This is a genomic window from Myroides sp. WP-1 (genome assembly GCF_014145635.1).
Classification (GTDB): Bacteria; Bacteroidota; Bacteroidia; order Flavobacteriales; family Flavobacteriaceae; genus Flavobacterium.
Window position 1 is genome coordinate 62,912 of the sequence record NZ_JACHTC010000005.1, and the last position, 14,058, is coordinate 76,969.

Sequence of the window (14,058 nt, forward strand, 5' to 3'; positions counted from 1 at the left end):
TAGGCAGAGTAACTTTACAACAAGGTTTTAAAAAAAGTGAGTAAATACAGTTGCTCTAACCACTTTATTATTTTCAATGGAAATCGTTGAGCAAACGTAGCGTTTCAATACTACCAATTACAAAGGCACATAAATTAACTCCTTTTGGTTTGAAGATTTTCATCCCCCAAAATATCTAGACCAAGGAAATGCACCATCCTATATTGCAAATCCTATTTGTTACCAGCGATTATTAGGATTTTGTAGCCTTCTTTTTTACAGTTGAAAAATTAAAACTCCTTGGACTAGTTTACCAAGGTCTCCCCCGCTCTTCGAAAGCATATAAAATATCTTATACTCTTTGAGTTAAAAGCATAAAAAAAGGTTACACAAATGTGTAACCTTTTCCTTTTTGTGACCACGGCAGGATTCAAACCTGCAACCTTCTGAGCCGTAATCAGATGCGCTATTCAGTTGCGCCACGTGGCCTAATTGCTTATTGCGAGTGCAAATATAAGACGATATTCTGTAAAACCAAACTAGAATAAGGAAAAAATAGATGTTTTTTTATTTCTCCCTATTAATCAATTAAGACATAGCTTTTTAGCAAAAAACTTTTTTTCTATCCCAACCCTTTTTCTTTTTCTGCGTCTATCCTATAGTAATTAACCCAACACATAAAACACAAACGAAAAAACGATGAAAAAACGCACACACACCTTAGCCTTTGCTTTTTTAGCCCTTTGCCTAACCAGTTGTAGTTCTGATGATACTACCTTAGAGATTAAACAACCGGAGCCAACCTATGAAAAACACTATTTTATTTCACAAATACAAACCGCTTTGTATTCTAAAGAATTTAAGCACGAAACCAACGGTTCTTACGAAGTACTTCCCATTCTAGAACAAGAGGATCTATTTCAACTCACCTATACGGAAGATTTTAAACTACAAACACTGCGTGATGTTTCAACGCTTTATAAAGACACAAAACCCAACAAAACCCACACGATCGACTACAACTTCGAACTAGACGAAAAAGGGCGCTTACAAACGATGGAAAAACAAACAGGCAACATCCTCATCAGCCATCTAGGTTTTGCGTATAAAGACAATTTGTTGCACACAAATATCATGCAAGAGGAAGGAGAAACATTAGAACAAACCTTTTTTTACAACCAAGCCAACCAATTTACCAGTGCCTTAGTCAAACCTTATAGTGTTAAATTTGACTACACCTACAACGACAAGAACCAAATGATTTCCATGAAAACCCAAGGCCTAGCGATAGAATTTGGCTATACAGATGGAAAAAATCCCTTTTCACACTTGCCTTTTGATATGACAACCCTCCTCCTAGACGAGTTAAGTTTAATCCCTTTAACCTATCACTTTCCCAATCTTATCCATTCTCTTGTCAGTCCTGACCAGGAAAACTTTACTATCGAATACACCTTCAATGAAGATCTGTACCCAATAAAAGCAACCATGTATGAGATTTTAGGCAAGAAAAAAGTAATTTACAAAGAATTCACCTATACCTATACGATTCAAAAAGTAGAAACAACAAAGCCCTTAAATTAAGGGCTTTGTTGTTTTGATGCTCTACTAGCATGGAGTACAGAAAAACTGTACATTATACTAAAGTTTTTAAAATGTATTTTATTGACTAAAAATAGTTAGTATTTTAACAATACCAATTCTATTAAAATACAGTATTATGAAAAAATTATTTTTAGCTCTTGCCTTTGTATTTGCATGTGGAACAACAACAGCTTTCGCGAATGAAAGTGATAGCCCAGAACAGATTTACAAGTATTTTAAACAATATGACTACGAAATTGTTGTTTGGAAACAATTGAGAAACAATGGTTCTGGTCCAACTATGATGCAGATACTTCACAAGGAAGTAGGAAGAAACACGATGTCTTTTATCAATAATCGCATCAATGCTTTAAAGCAATCCTATCCTGGTACTCCACAAGAACCCATTACGGTGATGAATATGATACCGTATGAGTATGAGCCGGGGGATTTTTATGATCCAATAATTACAAATCCAAATCCTAACGTTCCTTTTGAAGAAGTTATACCAAGAGGCTAATTTCAACTAAGTCAATGCGCTAACTAATCATTTTAAATAAAGCATGAGGAAGTCGTTTTAACGAATACTTCATGTGGTTTTTACACCTTAAAAGTTTATCAGTAATGTTCTAAATTTTTTTTGAACTTCTGATAAACTTTTTTTTATTACTACATCTTGTTGTAAAACAAGTAGATCAGCGTTGTAATTAAAAAAATAAGTAGGTAAAAATAGAGTGGATTTCCTGTAAACATTCCGATAATCAAGAACAAAAAAGTGGCTACCGCACCTATTAACAGGAAGTTAAACGTTTCTTTGTCGATAAAATCATCGAATTCATCTTCTTCTTCGCGTATTTCCTTTTCTAGTTGTTGGGTGCGTTCTTGCAGTTGGGCTCTTTTTTCTGCCCATGTTTTTTTTAGCGACTTATCCTTGAATTTTTTTGCCTTTTTTCGCACTACGAGTTGTGACTTACCGTAGCGATATCCTAGGTAGTCAAGTAATAAAACAAGTAATAGAAAGACAAATTTAATCATAGAATATAATAATTCACCCAATGGCAAAGCGCAAAAATAGTAAACTATCTAGTTTCTCTACAAAAAAAATAAAAAAAGAGAGTGTTTCAGCTGAAACACCCTCTTTTCAATTATATTCAAAATCACTAATTATCCTTGAATTTCAGCAAAAAACTCTTCGTTGTTTTTTGTGTTTTTGATCGAATCAATAATCGATGTCATCGCTTCAATAGAGTTCATGTCATCCATTACTTTTCGAACGGTCCACGTGCGTTGCAATGCATCTCTGTCTAGCAATTCATCATCGCGACGTGTACTTGATGAAGTAATATCAATTGCAGGATAAATGCGTTTATTCGCCAATTTACGATCCAATTGAAGCTCCATATTTCCAGTTCCTTTGAACTCCTCGAAAATAACCTCATCCATCTTAGATCCTGTATCAACTAAAGCCGTAGCAATAATACTCAACGATCCTCCGTTTTCGATATTACGCGCTGCTCCGAAGAAGCGTTTTGGTTTTTGTAGTGCATTAGCATCTACCCCTCCACTCAATACTTTTCCTGAAGCAGGTTGTACGGTATTGTAAGCACGTGCTAAACGCGTAATTGAATCTAATAAAATTACAACATCATGTCCACACTCCACCAAACGTTTGGCTTTTTCTAAAACGATATTGGCCACTTTTACGTGACGTTCTGCTGGTTCATCAAATGTTGAAGCGATTACTTCTGCACGTACGCTACGTTGCATATCCGTAACCTCTTCTGGACGTTCATCAATTAACAATACAATCAAGTAAACCTCAGGGTGATTGGCAGCAATTGCATTAGCAACATCTTTTAACAACATGGTTTTTCCCGTTTTCGGTTGGGCAACGATCATGCCGCGTTGTCCTTTTCCGATTGGAGCAAACATATCCATAATACGCGTTGAAGTTGTACTTCTCAACTCGTCTAATTTAAATTTTTCTGTTGGGAAAATAGGTGTTAAATGCTCAAATGAAACGCGATCTCTCACACTTTGAGGATCATGTCCATTGATTTTCAATACGCGTACCAAAGGGAAAAACTTTTCACCTTCTTTTGGTGGACGCACCACTCCTTTTACAGTATCTCCTGTTTTCAATCCAAAAAGGCGAATTTGAGATTGAGACAAATAGATGTCATCTGGTGAAGATAAATAATTGTAATCTGCAGAACGCAAGAAACCATAACCATCAGGCATCATTTCTAATACTCCTTCGCTTTCAATAATACCATCAAACTCATAATCAGGTTCTCTGAAATTATTCTTTTGTTGTGCGTTATTGTTGTTGGATTGGTTTTGATTTCGCTGTTGATTTCTATTGCCTTGTTGATTGGGATTTTGTTTTTTAGTTTCCTGTTCAACTGAAGGCTGTTCACTTACAACTGAAGGCTCAGTTTCGTTTTTTGTAGTATCTTGTGCAATAGGTTGACGTTGATCTTCTCCTTGTTGCTTTTTGTTATTCTTGAAGTCGCGCTTTTGGAAATCGCGCTTTGCGTTGTCATTTTTTTTCTTTGGGCTGAATTCTTTGCGGTTATCACGTGGATTCGCTTTTTGATCAGCTTTAACGGTATCTCGCTCTACTATTGCATTTTCTTCCGCAGATTCAATGACTTTATGTTCTATTTTTTCAGTCTTTTGTTGTTGTTTCCCTTCCACTGGTGTTGTTCCAACCTCCGTTGTTTGTTTCGCTAGTCTTGGGCGTTTAGTTTTTTCGACTGTCGTAGCTTCTGCTGGCGCTGTTTGCACTGCCTCTGCTTGAACTGCTTTTTCTTTTTGTGCAACAGGCTTCGGCGCTTTAGCTTTAACTTCTGTTGGAGCTTGAAGCGATATTATTCGCTCAATTAATTCTCCTTTTTTTAAAGTCGACACCTTAGTCAGCTTAGCCTTCTTCGCGATCTCCTGAAGGTCAGAAACCTTCATTTTTTCTAATTGGGAAATGTCAAACATATAAATGTTTATAGATTATAAATAAATGAGTTGTGTCTTAAAAATAAGAATGGAATTTTTATTAGTAGAAGTGTCGTATTATGAAGTACTTACGACATAACTGTTGCAATAATACGAATTATTTTTAATATTTAATATGTTTTTATAAAAAAGAAACCTTACTTTTGTGTGAGTTACAGAAAACCAATCATCATGCTACAGCGAATTCAAACCGTATATATGTTATTAGCCTTAATTGCGCTAGGCGTATTGCCCTTTGTTTTTCCTTTATGGTACAATGCACAACAAGAGGAAGTTTACTTTATGTTTGTTCCTAGTTTCACCATCTTATTTGGGGTGTGTACAGCATTGACAGCCGTAAGTATTATGAACTACAAAAATAGACAACGACAGTTTGTTTGCAACAGACTGACTATGATATTAAACGTTATACTATTAGGATTATTTGTTTATCGAACACTAACTGTATCTGGAGAAGCGTCAGAAATCGTTTCTGAGAAAGGTATTGGGATGTTCCTCCCTATTGTTTCTATCCTGTTGCTTGTATTAGCAAACAGAGCCATCAAAAAGGATGAGGATCTTGTAAAATCTGTGGATCGTTTGCGATAAACCTAACATCTTAGTTTATTAGTGCGTAGAAAAAACCGAACAATTACAATTGTTCGGTTTTTTTGTTTTTAGACCATTCTATTACCTCTAAATCCTTGATCGTACCCTGATCTACTACAAAACGCAGCATGGTTCGAACTTGATGGAAGCCACTAATACCTGCAGCTCCTGGATTTAAATGCAATACTTTGTATTGCGGATCATATTGCACTTTCAAAATATGGGAATGTCCACAGATATACAAACCTGGTTTTTCTTTGCTCAACTGATTCTTTACTTGCGTGCGATATTTTCCTGGATACCCTCCGATATGAATCATGTACACCTTCATTCCTTCACAAGTAAACAACTGTTCTTCTGGAAATTCAACGCGTGCTTCTGCATCGTCGATATTGCCATATACAGCGCGCAACGGTTTGTGTTTTTTTATCTCATCTGTCACCTCGAGATTTCCAATATCTCCTGCATGCCAAACTTCATCGGCTTGTTTGACATATTTAAGTATAGACTCATCCACACAACTATGTGTATCAGACAACAATAATATCTTCTTCAATTTACTCGTTTTAGTTGCTGTTAATCTATATAAAAATGAATCAATTTTTCAATCGCGTTTTGACAAACTACACAAAATTCATGGTGTTGATTGGTGCGCATACGACACTCCAACGCACCTTTGTAAATTCCATTCCCAGGCAACCCTTCATATACTCCTAATGGATATTTCTTCGCCTGATCCAACGATGTTGGCACAGGGGTTCCCTTCTTTAGCTGTCCCTTCCATTTAGATTCAAAATCCTTTAATGTCGTGATATTTTGTTCCCATGGCTCCGTCTGATTAGAAATGAAATCACTCAATACGTCTTGTTCATAAAAGTATTCATCTGCCAACCCAGCAAAACTATGTCCAAACTCATGAACTACCACAGGTTTGAAATCTTTGTGTCCTGTAGTGGTCAATGTATACGAATTGTAAATACCTCCTCCACCGTACACCTTAGTATTCGCCAAAATAACAATATGTTCATACGGAATTCCCGCTAAGAGATCGTGTACTTTCTTCAGGCGATTGGTCGTTAAATAACGTTCAGAATAAAACGTGTCAAAGTTAGACTCTACTGCTGTTTTCTTCCATTCTCCAGTACGTGGAACACTAACTCCTGAATCAATAGAAGTGCTCTTAACAGCAATAAAATTAAAATTATCCGAGAATTGATCAAAAGGTTTATGCTTGAATATTTCTTGTACAGCTATGCGTGCTGCTTCCATAAACTGATCCATTCCTTGTTCTGTGTATCCTTCTGCCATTAAAACCACATTGATCGCCTTGTTAGTATCCTTTGCACGGTGAAGATATTCATGAGGTGTTAACTCTTGTATTCCTTTATCGTGAATCAGGATATCATTGGGTTGAATAACGTGAGATAGCCTCGTTTTCTCTGCTCCTGATTCATCAAACAAAACAACTTCTACTCGCGTTTTTTGTTTGGGAAAAGGAACTAAAAATACATTTTCAAAACTCTTTATTGTCGTTCTGGCTTCTTCTGTTGATAACCATTCTTGAAATAAAGTACTAAAACTCGTGGTGTAAATTAACTGATTGGTTGCTTCATCGTAGAGGTGTATTTGTCCGTTACCTCGTAAAGCATTTTCCCCTAAATGATGTGTTCGCCCTGCCCATAAAGGATAACGTCCTAGCTCATCCAAAGAGATAAACTGTTGCGCTGCATTTCCTCCAAAAACATAATCTAAACGCAACGTCTTATTCTCAAAATACTGATCAAAATCTTGCGCTTGCATTGTTGTGCACATTCCTCCTAGTAATAGTGCTAAGGCGAGTTTTTTTATCGTTCTCATGATATCGTTTCTTTTCAAAAAGTAAAAATAGGATTATTTCGTTATTGTTTGGTATTTGTTTGATGTTTGTTGCTTGATGAATTCTCAATTAAAGATGATATCGCCTAACTTTAGCTAATACTCTTCATAATCGATTACTGCTTCCTGCTAACTATTTTCCACTTTTTTAAAGTATATTTGTAGCCTTATAAACTGAATTTATTTTGAGATATTTTATCGAATTTGCATATAACGGTACGGATTATCACGGTTGGCAATTACAACCCAATGCCCCTACTGTACAGCAAACGCTAACTGAAGCTATTTCGACTTTACTACGTCAACCCATCGAACTTGTTGGTGCTGGTAGAACAGATGCTGGTGTACATGCCAAGCAAATGTTTGCTCATTTTGATTATGAGCTACCGTTGGATAAATCTGCTTTAATTCAAAAAATGAATTCTTTTTTACCCCCAAATATAGTGGTCTATCAGTTTCACGATGTTGCGGCTGATGCTCATGCGCGATTTGATGCAACAGATCGAACATATGAATATCACATTCACCTGTTTAAAGATGCCTTTGTCCATCCGTTGAGTTATTATCACCACCGCCCTTTAGATGTGACATTGATGAATCAAGCGGCTCAAATCCTATTTGAATATGAAGACTTCGAGTGTTTTTCAAAAACACATACGGATGTTTTCACCTTCAATTGCACAATCTACAAAGCTGAATGGACTATAATCAACGACAATCAATTGGTATTCACCATACGTGCCAATCGATTTTTGCGCAATATGGTACGCGCTATTGTGGGGACTTTAATTAATGTTGGTTTACACAAAATCACATTGGATGATTTTAGAGCCATTATCGAAAGCAAAGACCGAGGAAAAGCTGGTTTCTCAGTTCCCGGAAAAGGCTTATTTTTAACAAAAGTAGGTTACCCTTATTTATGAAAAAACTAAACTCCATATCCCTGCGCAAAACCTTAGCATATGCCAAACCGTATCAAAGTAGATTTCGCTGGGTCATATTCTTTGCTATTGCCCTATCAATTTTTGCCGCGGCTCGTCCGTATATGGTTAAAGAAACGGTGAATCAATACGTTCAACCTCAAGATCAAAATGGTTTATTAATCTATGTTGGGTTAATGGCGATTGTGCTCTTTTTAGAGGTGATGTTTCAGTTTTTGTTTACCTATTGGGCAAGCTGGCTAGGTCAGGATATCGTCAAAGATATTCGCGAAAAGTTATTCAAGAAAATTATCTCTTTCCGCATGCGATACTTCGACAATGAACCTGTAGGAAAACTCGTAACTCGTTCGGTATCGGATATCGAATCAATTGCCAGTATCTTCAGTCAAGGACTGTTTATGATTGTCAGTGACTTATTAAAAATGGTTGTTGTTTTGGCGATTATGTTTTACATGAATTGGAAATTGAGTTGCATTGTTTTACTAGCGATGCCTATTTTACTGTATGCAACGCGTATTTTTCAAATCAAAATGAAAGATGCCTTCCAAGAAGTACGCACCCAAATTGCCAACCTCAACACTTTTGTTCAAGAGCGAATTTCGGGAATGAAAATCGTTCAACTATTTACTCGTGAAGAGATTGAGTATGAAAAATTTAAAGAAATTAACGAGAAGCACAACCAAGCATGGTTGAAGAATATTTTATATAACTCTATCTTCTTTCCCATTGCGGATATTGTCTCTTCTTTAACTTTAGGTTTAGTGATTTGGTACGGGGGAATGTCTATTGTACAAGGCGATAACCTAACAACCTTTGGAGATTTATTTGCCTATACGATGTTAATCAGTATGCTATTTAACCCATTGCGACAAATTGCAGATAAATTCAATGTCATGCAAATGGGAATCATCGCTGCAGAACGCGTATTTGAGGTGTTGGAAATGGATGAGACAATTGAAAACAACGGTACAATTCAAGCTACGTCATTCAAAGGAGATATTTCATTGCACAACGTTCACTTTAGTTATATTCCAGGGGTTGAAGTACTCAAAGGCATTGATTTAGAAATTAAAGCAGGACAAACCGTTGCCATTGTGGGTTCTTCTGGTGCTGGAAAATCAACAATTATTAACTTGTTAAATCGCTTTTACGATATCAATGCTGGAACTATCAAAATTGACAATATTGATATTCACGATTTTGAGTTGGCTTCACTTCGCAAACAAATTGCCATTGTTTTGCAAGATGTCTTCTTATTTAGCGATAGCATTATGAATAACATTACCCTTCACAACCCTGCTATTACTAGAGAATTTGTCATCGAATCAGCTAAAAAAATAGGCATACACGACTTCATCGTAAATTTACCTGGAGGTTACGACTATGACGTAAAAGAACGCGGAGTCATGCTTTCATCTGGGCAAAGACAATTAATTGCTTTTTTACGCGCTTATGTAAGTAAACCTAGTATTTTAATATTGGACGAAGCTACCTCGTCTATTGACTCTCACTCGGAAGAACTACTCCAAAAAGCAACCGATTACCTCACACATAATCAAACGTCAATTATCATTGCACACCGCTTAGCCACTATTGTTAATGCAGATGTGATTATCGTAATGGACAAAGGAAAAATTGTAGAAAAAGGTACGCATCAAGAGTTGTTATCCTTTGAAAATGGATATTATAGAAACTTATATGAATCGCAATTCAAGGTAGTAGAATCTGCTTAATGCGTTCTATTTATCAAAAAAAGGTCTGTTTATGTATAAACAGACCTTTTTTTTGGCTTCTACTTTTATTGACAAATCAAAAAAAACTTTCTTAAAAATATAATTTGGCTCACTTATTGAGGTTAGTATCTTATTAGGTAAGATAAAGAAGGTAAAACACTTTATTTCAATCTCTTCGCATGACTCTGAACAACAAAAAAGATGGAAGACAGCTTGATCTCAACTCTAGTAAACTTTTTCATCTGGATTACCTCGGGTAGTCTTAAATACTAACGCTTTGACCAATGGTAATACTGTATTACCCCGTATTGTTTTATTTTGATTTGAGCGTGAGATTTCTCCATAATCTCACGCTCTTTTATCGCTACACAAGGTCAATCACATTTAAAAAATTTATCGCATTTTAGATTAATAGTTAACAATCATCTTCCAAAACTCACACAAAAAGCACATCCATTTACAATTCGACAATTTACGGTCTATCAACTTTTCAAACCGAAAGTTTCAAGAACGGAAATAATTGATTATTTTCGTAGCGTAAAATATAGAAATACATACATATGAAATTCGATATTATTGTTTTAGGAAGTGGCCCTGGAGGTTACGTTACTGCAATCAGAGCATCTCAATTAGGCTTTAAAGTCGCAGTAGTTGAAAGAGAAAATTTAGGAGGTATTTGCTTGAACTGGGGATGTATTCCTACAAAAGCGCTTCTAAAATCTGCACAAGTATTTGAGTACTTGAAACATGCTTCTGATTATGGTTTGACAATTAATGGAGAAGTTGATAAAGATTTCGACGCGGTAGTTGCACGTTCACGTGGAGTTGCAGCAGGAATGAGCAAAGGTGTTCAATTCTTAATGAAAAAGAACAAAATTGAAGTTATCGATGGATTTGGAAAAGTAAAACCAGGTAAAAAAATTGATGTAACAGATAAAGATGGGAAAGTAACAGAATACAGTGCTGACCACATTATCATTGCAACTGGTGCTCGTTCTAGAGAATTGCCAAACTTACCACAAGATGGTACGAAAGTAATCGGATACCGTCAAGCCTTAACTTTACCTAAACAACCAAAGAAAATGATCGTTGTTGGGTCTGGTGCAATTGGAGTTGAGTTTGCTTATTTCTATAACGCAATGGGTACAGATGTAACTGTTGTTGAATTTATGCCAAATATCGTTCCTGTTGAAGACGAAGATATCTCTAAACAATTTGAGCGTTCATTGAAGAAAGCTGGAATTAAAGTGATGACGAATGCTTCTGTTGAGAAAGTTGACACAACAGGTGAAGGAGTTAAAGCAACAGTAAAAACAGCTAAAGGAGAGGAAATCATTGAGGCTGACATCGTTTTATCTGCTGTTGGTATCAAAACAAATATTGAAAACATCGGTTTAGAAGAAGTGGGAATTGCTACAGATAGAGATAAAATCTTAGTAAACGATTTCTACCAAACTAACATCCCAGGTTATTATGCTATTGGAGATGTTGTTCCTGGACAAGCATTAGCACACGTTGCTTCTGCAGAAGGAATTTTATGTGTAGAAAAAATTGCAGGTCACCATGTTGAACCATTAGACTACGGTAATATCCCTGGATGTACATATGCTACTCCTGAGATTGCTTCTGTTGGATTAACAGAGAAAAAAGCAATCGAAGCTGGTTATGAAATCAAAGTTGGTAAATTCCCGTTCTCAGCTTCAGGAAAAGCTCAAGCTGGTGGAACACCTGACGGATTCGTAAAAGTTATTTTCGATGCTAAATACGGTGAATGGTTAGGATGCCACATGATCGGTGCTGGTGTTACTGATATGATTGCTGAAGCTGTTGTAGCTCGTAAATTAGAAACAACAGGGTATGAAATCTTAAAAGCAGTTCACCCTCACCCAACAATGAGTGAAGCGGTAATGGAAGCTGTTGCTGATGCTTACGGTGAAGTAATCCACTTATAGTAGTAAATTCATTATAGTTTATATATAAAAAGTCTGTCGTAATTCGACAGACTTTTTGCATTTGTCTCTTTTCTCAATATAAATATTTATTCCTCAATCTTTTGAAATAAAAACATAATTAGCTATATTTAAACCTATTAACTATAAATATTCTATTTATGAAACGTTTTTCAACCTCCTTTTTACGGAGTCTTACCTTTTTATTTTTGGTCGTCGGTATGATACTAATGGTTCAAAATATCGATCACTTTCTCTATAAACAAACATTAGAATTCGGATCGTTAACCCTTGCTCTCACCTGCATTGCCATTAGTATTTATGGACAGCGAAAACTGAAGAAATCAACCCGCATTTCTCCTCTATAAGGATAGTCTAAAAATAGATCTACCTTCAAGAAATGGCTGTAAGGTAGATCTAAAATTGTATAACTCTATTTTATTCAATGCTAGTTAAATCCTCGTATTCTAGTTCTCTCTAAAACTCATTCACTACCTCATGTCTGTATCGACGCAAAAAAAATTGAGCTAATCATTAAACAGCAACCTAATGAGGTAAAAAAAGCAACCTCACAAACTCTTGTTGAATTACTCAATTAAAATCTGATACTTTCTACCAACCGGAATTTCGATATGGGTATGTAGTGTTACTTTCCCTAATTCTTTTTTCACAATCTGCTTGCGATTGACGATAAACGAACGATGTACCTGAATAAAATCGTCGGATAACTCCGTTTTAATACTCACTAAAGAGCCATAAACGAAATAACTCTTACTTCTATTCTCAACAAAAATCTTGATGTAATTCCCCGCGCTTTCGACAAAAATAATCTCGTCCATATCGATGGCTACATCTAATCCATCCTCGCGTATTCTCAATACATTGTCTTTGAATTCTTCTGTCGTTTCTTTTCTATTCTTACAAAAGATCTTAGCCTTTTCGATCGCTTTCAAAAATTTGCCAAACGAAATTGGTTTCAACAAATAATCTACTGCATCTTTTTCATACGACTCCAAAGCAAAATCAGAATAAGCTGTTGTAATAATTGTAATAGGCTTAACCGCCAACATATCTAAAAACTCCAACCCTGATATTAAAGGCATATTAATATCCAACAGCAAAATATCCACTTCGTTTTTTTGCAAAAAAAGCAGTGCTTCTTTACCCGAAAAAGCATTGCCTATACATTCTAAATCTTCGCATTGACTAATGTGGCTCATCAAAACTTGATGCGCTGGCTTTTCATCATCTACAATTAAACATTTGTATTTAGTCCCCATAATGTAAGTTTTGCTTTATAAATATTTTTTTGATCTTCCGATACAAATCGAGCGTGTATACCCGATACTTCCAATCGCCTTTTTAAATTACTCAATCCCAAACCTGTTCCTTGCTTTTGCTTTTCTTTAGATAAACAGCTATTAATAATCTCGAAGTAAATCTTTCCTTCTACCTCTTTCCACGAAATAGTAATAAAAGGGTTCTCGGTTTGTAAACTGAACTTCACCGCATTTTCTACTAAGCTAAAAAACAACAAAGGAGGAACGTTATATGCTTCAAGATCACCTTGATAATCAATATTTACCACAAGTGAGTCGCTGGTAAATTTATAGTAATCCAAATATTCATTGACAAAATCAATTTCCAACTCTAGTCGTACCTCTTCTTTTTTACTTGCTTCAATTTGATAGCGAAATAAGTGAGATAACTGCAAAATACGATTGGGTGTATCATTGGGATTCGTCAAGGCTTCTCCATACAAATTATTCATTGCATTCAATAAAAAATGCGGATTGAGCTGCATTTTCAAGAACTTGAGTTCTGCTTCGGTATTGGCCAACTTTCGTTCGCGCAGAGTGATATTCTGGAAAGCCCATTGGTGAATAAAATACGTTCCTGTACCCAAAATAGTAAAAAACAAGGTGTTGGTTACCTCTAGAATCAAAGACTTAAACTCTCCTACGTAAATGGCGTATTGACTCAAACAAAATACACTAAAAACCAAGTATACCAAAAACCACAGTAAAAATGAATCATACTTTTTGGTCAATAAAAATCGCTTGATTACAAACACGTTGTTGATATAAAGCAAGGAATAAATCAAAGCGATTGCAGGAACCATCTCCAACAGAATCTCGCGGATACTTTTATCACCTATCGTTGTGTATTGAATGAATCCAAAAATCAAACACAAAGTTAATAAACCAAAAATATTGCGATACCATATATTAGAATACCATCTCCACATGCTAAAAACTTTATGGACTAAAGATAGTTAATCCAACACATTGACTGCAAAAAACTTATACAAAAACCATTAAGATAAAAGTTCTTCCTTTTATATATTCTTTTCTTAAAAAACGCTAAAACTTACCTATTTTCGTACTCGAATTAATT

General features: G+C 35.7%; 12 protein-coding genes and 1 tRNA gene. 6 read left to right on the forward strand and 7 right to left on the reverse strand.

Translation table 11 applies throughout. The features are described from left to right. Positions 1 to 394 precede the first annotated feature (394 nt). A tRNA-Arg gene (locus tag H4K33_RS06680) sits at positions 395 to 468 on the reverse strand. A 210-nt stretch (positions 469 to 678) separates the two neighbouring features. On the opposite strand from H4K33_RS06680, the gene H4K33_RS06685 reads away from it, so the two are divergent. Together H4K33_RS06685 and H4K33_RS06690 are read left to right on the forward strand one after the other, a co-directional pair. Further along, complete coding sequence (locus tag H4K33_RS06685; protein ID WP_182647697.1) at positions 679 to 1,563, forward strand: hypothetical protein; 885 nt, start codon at positions 679 to 681, stop codon at positions 1,561 to 1,563. Between the two features lie 136 nt (positions 1,564 to 1,699). Continuing rightward, positions 1,700 to 2,083, forward strand: a complete 384-nt coding sequence (locus H4K33_RS06690; RefSeq protein WP_182647698.1) for a hypothetical protein — start codon at positions 1,700 to 1,702, stop codon at positions 2,081 to 2,083. A 149-nt stretch (positions 2,084 to 2,232) separates the two neighbouring features. Here H4K33_RS06690 and H4K33_RS06695 read toward each other — a convergent pair whose 3' ends face one another. Together H4K33_RS06695 and rho are read right to left on the reverse strand one after the other, a co-directional pair. Beyond that, positions 2,233 to 2,598: a hypothetical protein gene (locus tag H4K33_RS06695; RefSeq protein ID WP_182647699.1), complete on the reverse strand. Its 366-nt coding sequence runs from the start codon at positions 2,596 to 2,598 to the stop codon at positions 2,233 to 2,235. A 129-nt stretch (positions 2,599 to 2,727) separates the two neighbouring features. Continuing rightward, on the reverse strand, positions 2,728 to 4,554 hold the full coding sequence (rho, locus tag H4K33_RS06700) for a transcription termination factor Rho (RefSeq protein ID WP_182647700.1): 1,827 nt from the start codon (positions 4,552 to 4,554) through the stop codon (positions 2,728 to 2,730). Positions 4,555 to 4,746: 192 nt separating this feature from the next. Here rho and H4K33_RS06705 point away from each other — a divergent pair, with 192 nt between their 5' ends. Further along, the gene (locus H4K33_RS06705; RefSeq protein ID WP_182647701.1) at positions 4,747 to 5,163 is read left to right on the forward strand and encodes a DUF4293 domain-containing protein; all 417 of its coding nucleotides are present in this window, start codon (positions 4,747 to 4,749) and stop codon (positions 5,161 to 5,163) included. A 43-nt stretch (positions 5,164 to 5,206) separates the two neighbouring features. Here H4K33_RS06705 and H4K33_RS06710 read toward each other — a convergent pair whose 3' ends face one another. After that, on the reverse strand, positions 5,207 to 5,719 hold the full coding sequence (locus H4K33_RS06710; RefSeq protein WP_182647702.1) for a metallophosphoesterase: 513 nt from the start codon (positions 5,717 to 5,719) through the stop codon (positions 5,207 to 5,209). A 20-nt stretch (positions 5,720 to 5,739) separates the two neighbouring features. Then, a complete protein-coding gene (locus H4K33_RS06715) occupies positions 5,740 to 7,020 on the reverse strand; it encodes a M64 family metallopeptidase (RefSeq protein ID WP_182647703.1) in 1,281 nt (426 codons plus the stop codon). Between the two features lie 203 nt (positions 7,021 to 7,223). Between H4K33_RS06715 and truA the strand changes: the two genes are divergently transcribed. From truA to lpdA, 3 genes are all read left to right on the forward strand, one after another. Then, entirely contained in the window at positions 7,224 to 7,961 is a 738-nt protein-coding gene (gene truA, locus H4K33_RS06720) for a tRNA pseudouridine(38-40) synthase TruA (RefSeq protein WP_182647704.1), read from the forward strand. Then, positions 7,958 to 9,712 (forward strand): ABC transporter ATP-binding protein, encoded by a 1,755-nt coding sequence (locus H4K33_RS06725; protein ID WP_182647705.1) that lies wholly within the window; start codon positions 7,958 to 7,960, stop codon positions 9,710 to 9,712. The genes truA and H4K33_RS06725 overlap by 4 nt, the downstream gene beginning before the upstream one ends. Before the next feature lie 560 nt (positions 9,713 to 10,272). Next, positions 10,273 to 11,664 carry a dihydrolipoyl dehydrogenase gene (gene lpdA, locus H4K33_RS06730; RefSeq protein ID WP_060875137.1) on the forward strand — a complete coding sequence of 464 codons (1,392 nt, stop codon included), beginning with the start codon at positions 10,273 to 10,275 and terminating at the stop codon, positions 11,662 to 11,664. 584 nt (positions 11,665 to 12,248) lie between these two features. Here the strand turns inward: lpdA and H4K33_RS06735 are convergent. Together H4K33_RS06735 and H4K33_RS06740 are read right to left on the reverse strand one after the other, a co-directional pair. After that, the gene (locus H4K33_RS06735; RefSeq protein WP_182647706.1) at positions 12,249 to 12,941 is read right to left on the reverse strand and encodes a LytTR family DNA-binding domain-containing protein; all 693 of its coding nucleotides are present in this window, start codon (positions 12,939 to 12,941) and stop codon (positions 12,249 to 12,251) included. After that, the gene (locus H4K33_RS06740; RefSeq protein ID WP_255493598.1) at positions 12,917 to 13,909 is read right to left on the reverse strand and encodes a sensor histidine kinase; all 993 of its coding nucleotides are present in this window, start codon (positions 13,907 to 13,909) and stop codon (positions 12,917 to 12,919) included. The genes H4K33_RS06735 and H4K33_RS06740 overlap by 25 nt, the downstream gene beginning before the upstream one ends. Positions 13,910 to 14,058 lie beyond the last annotated feature (149 nt).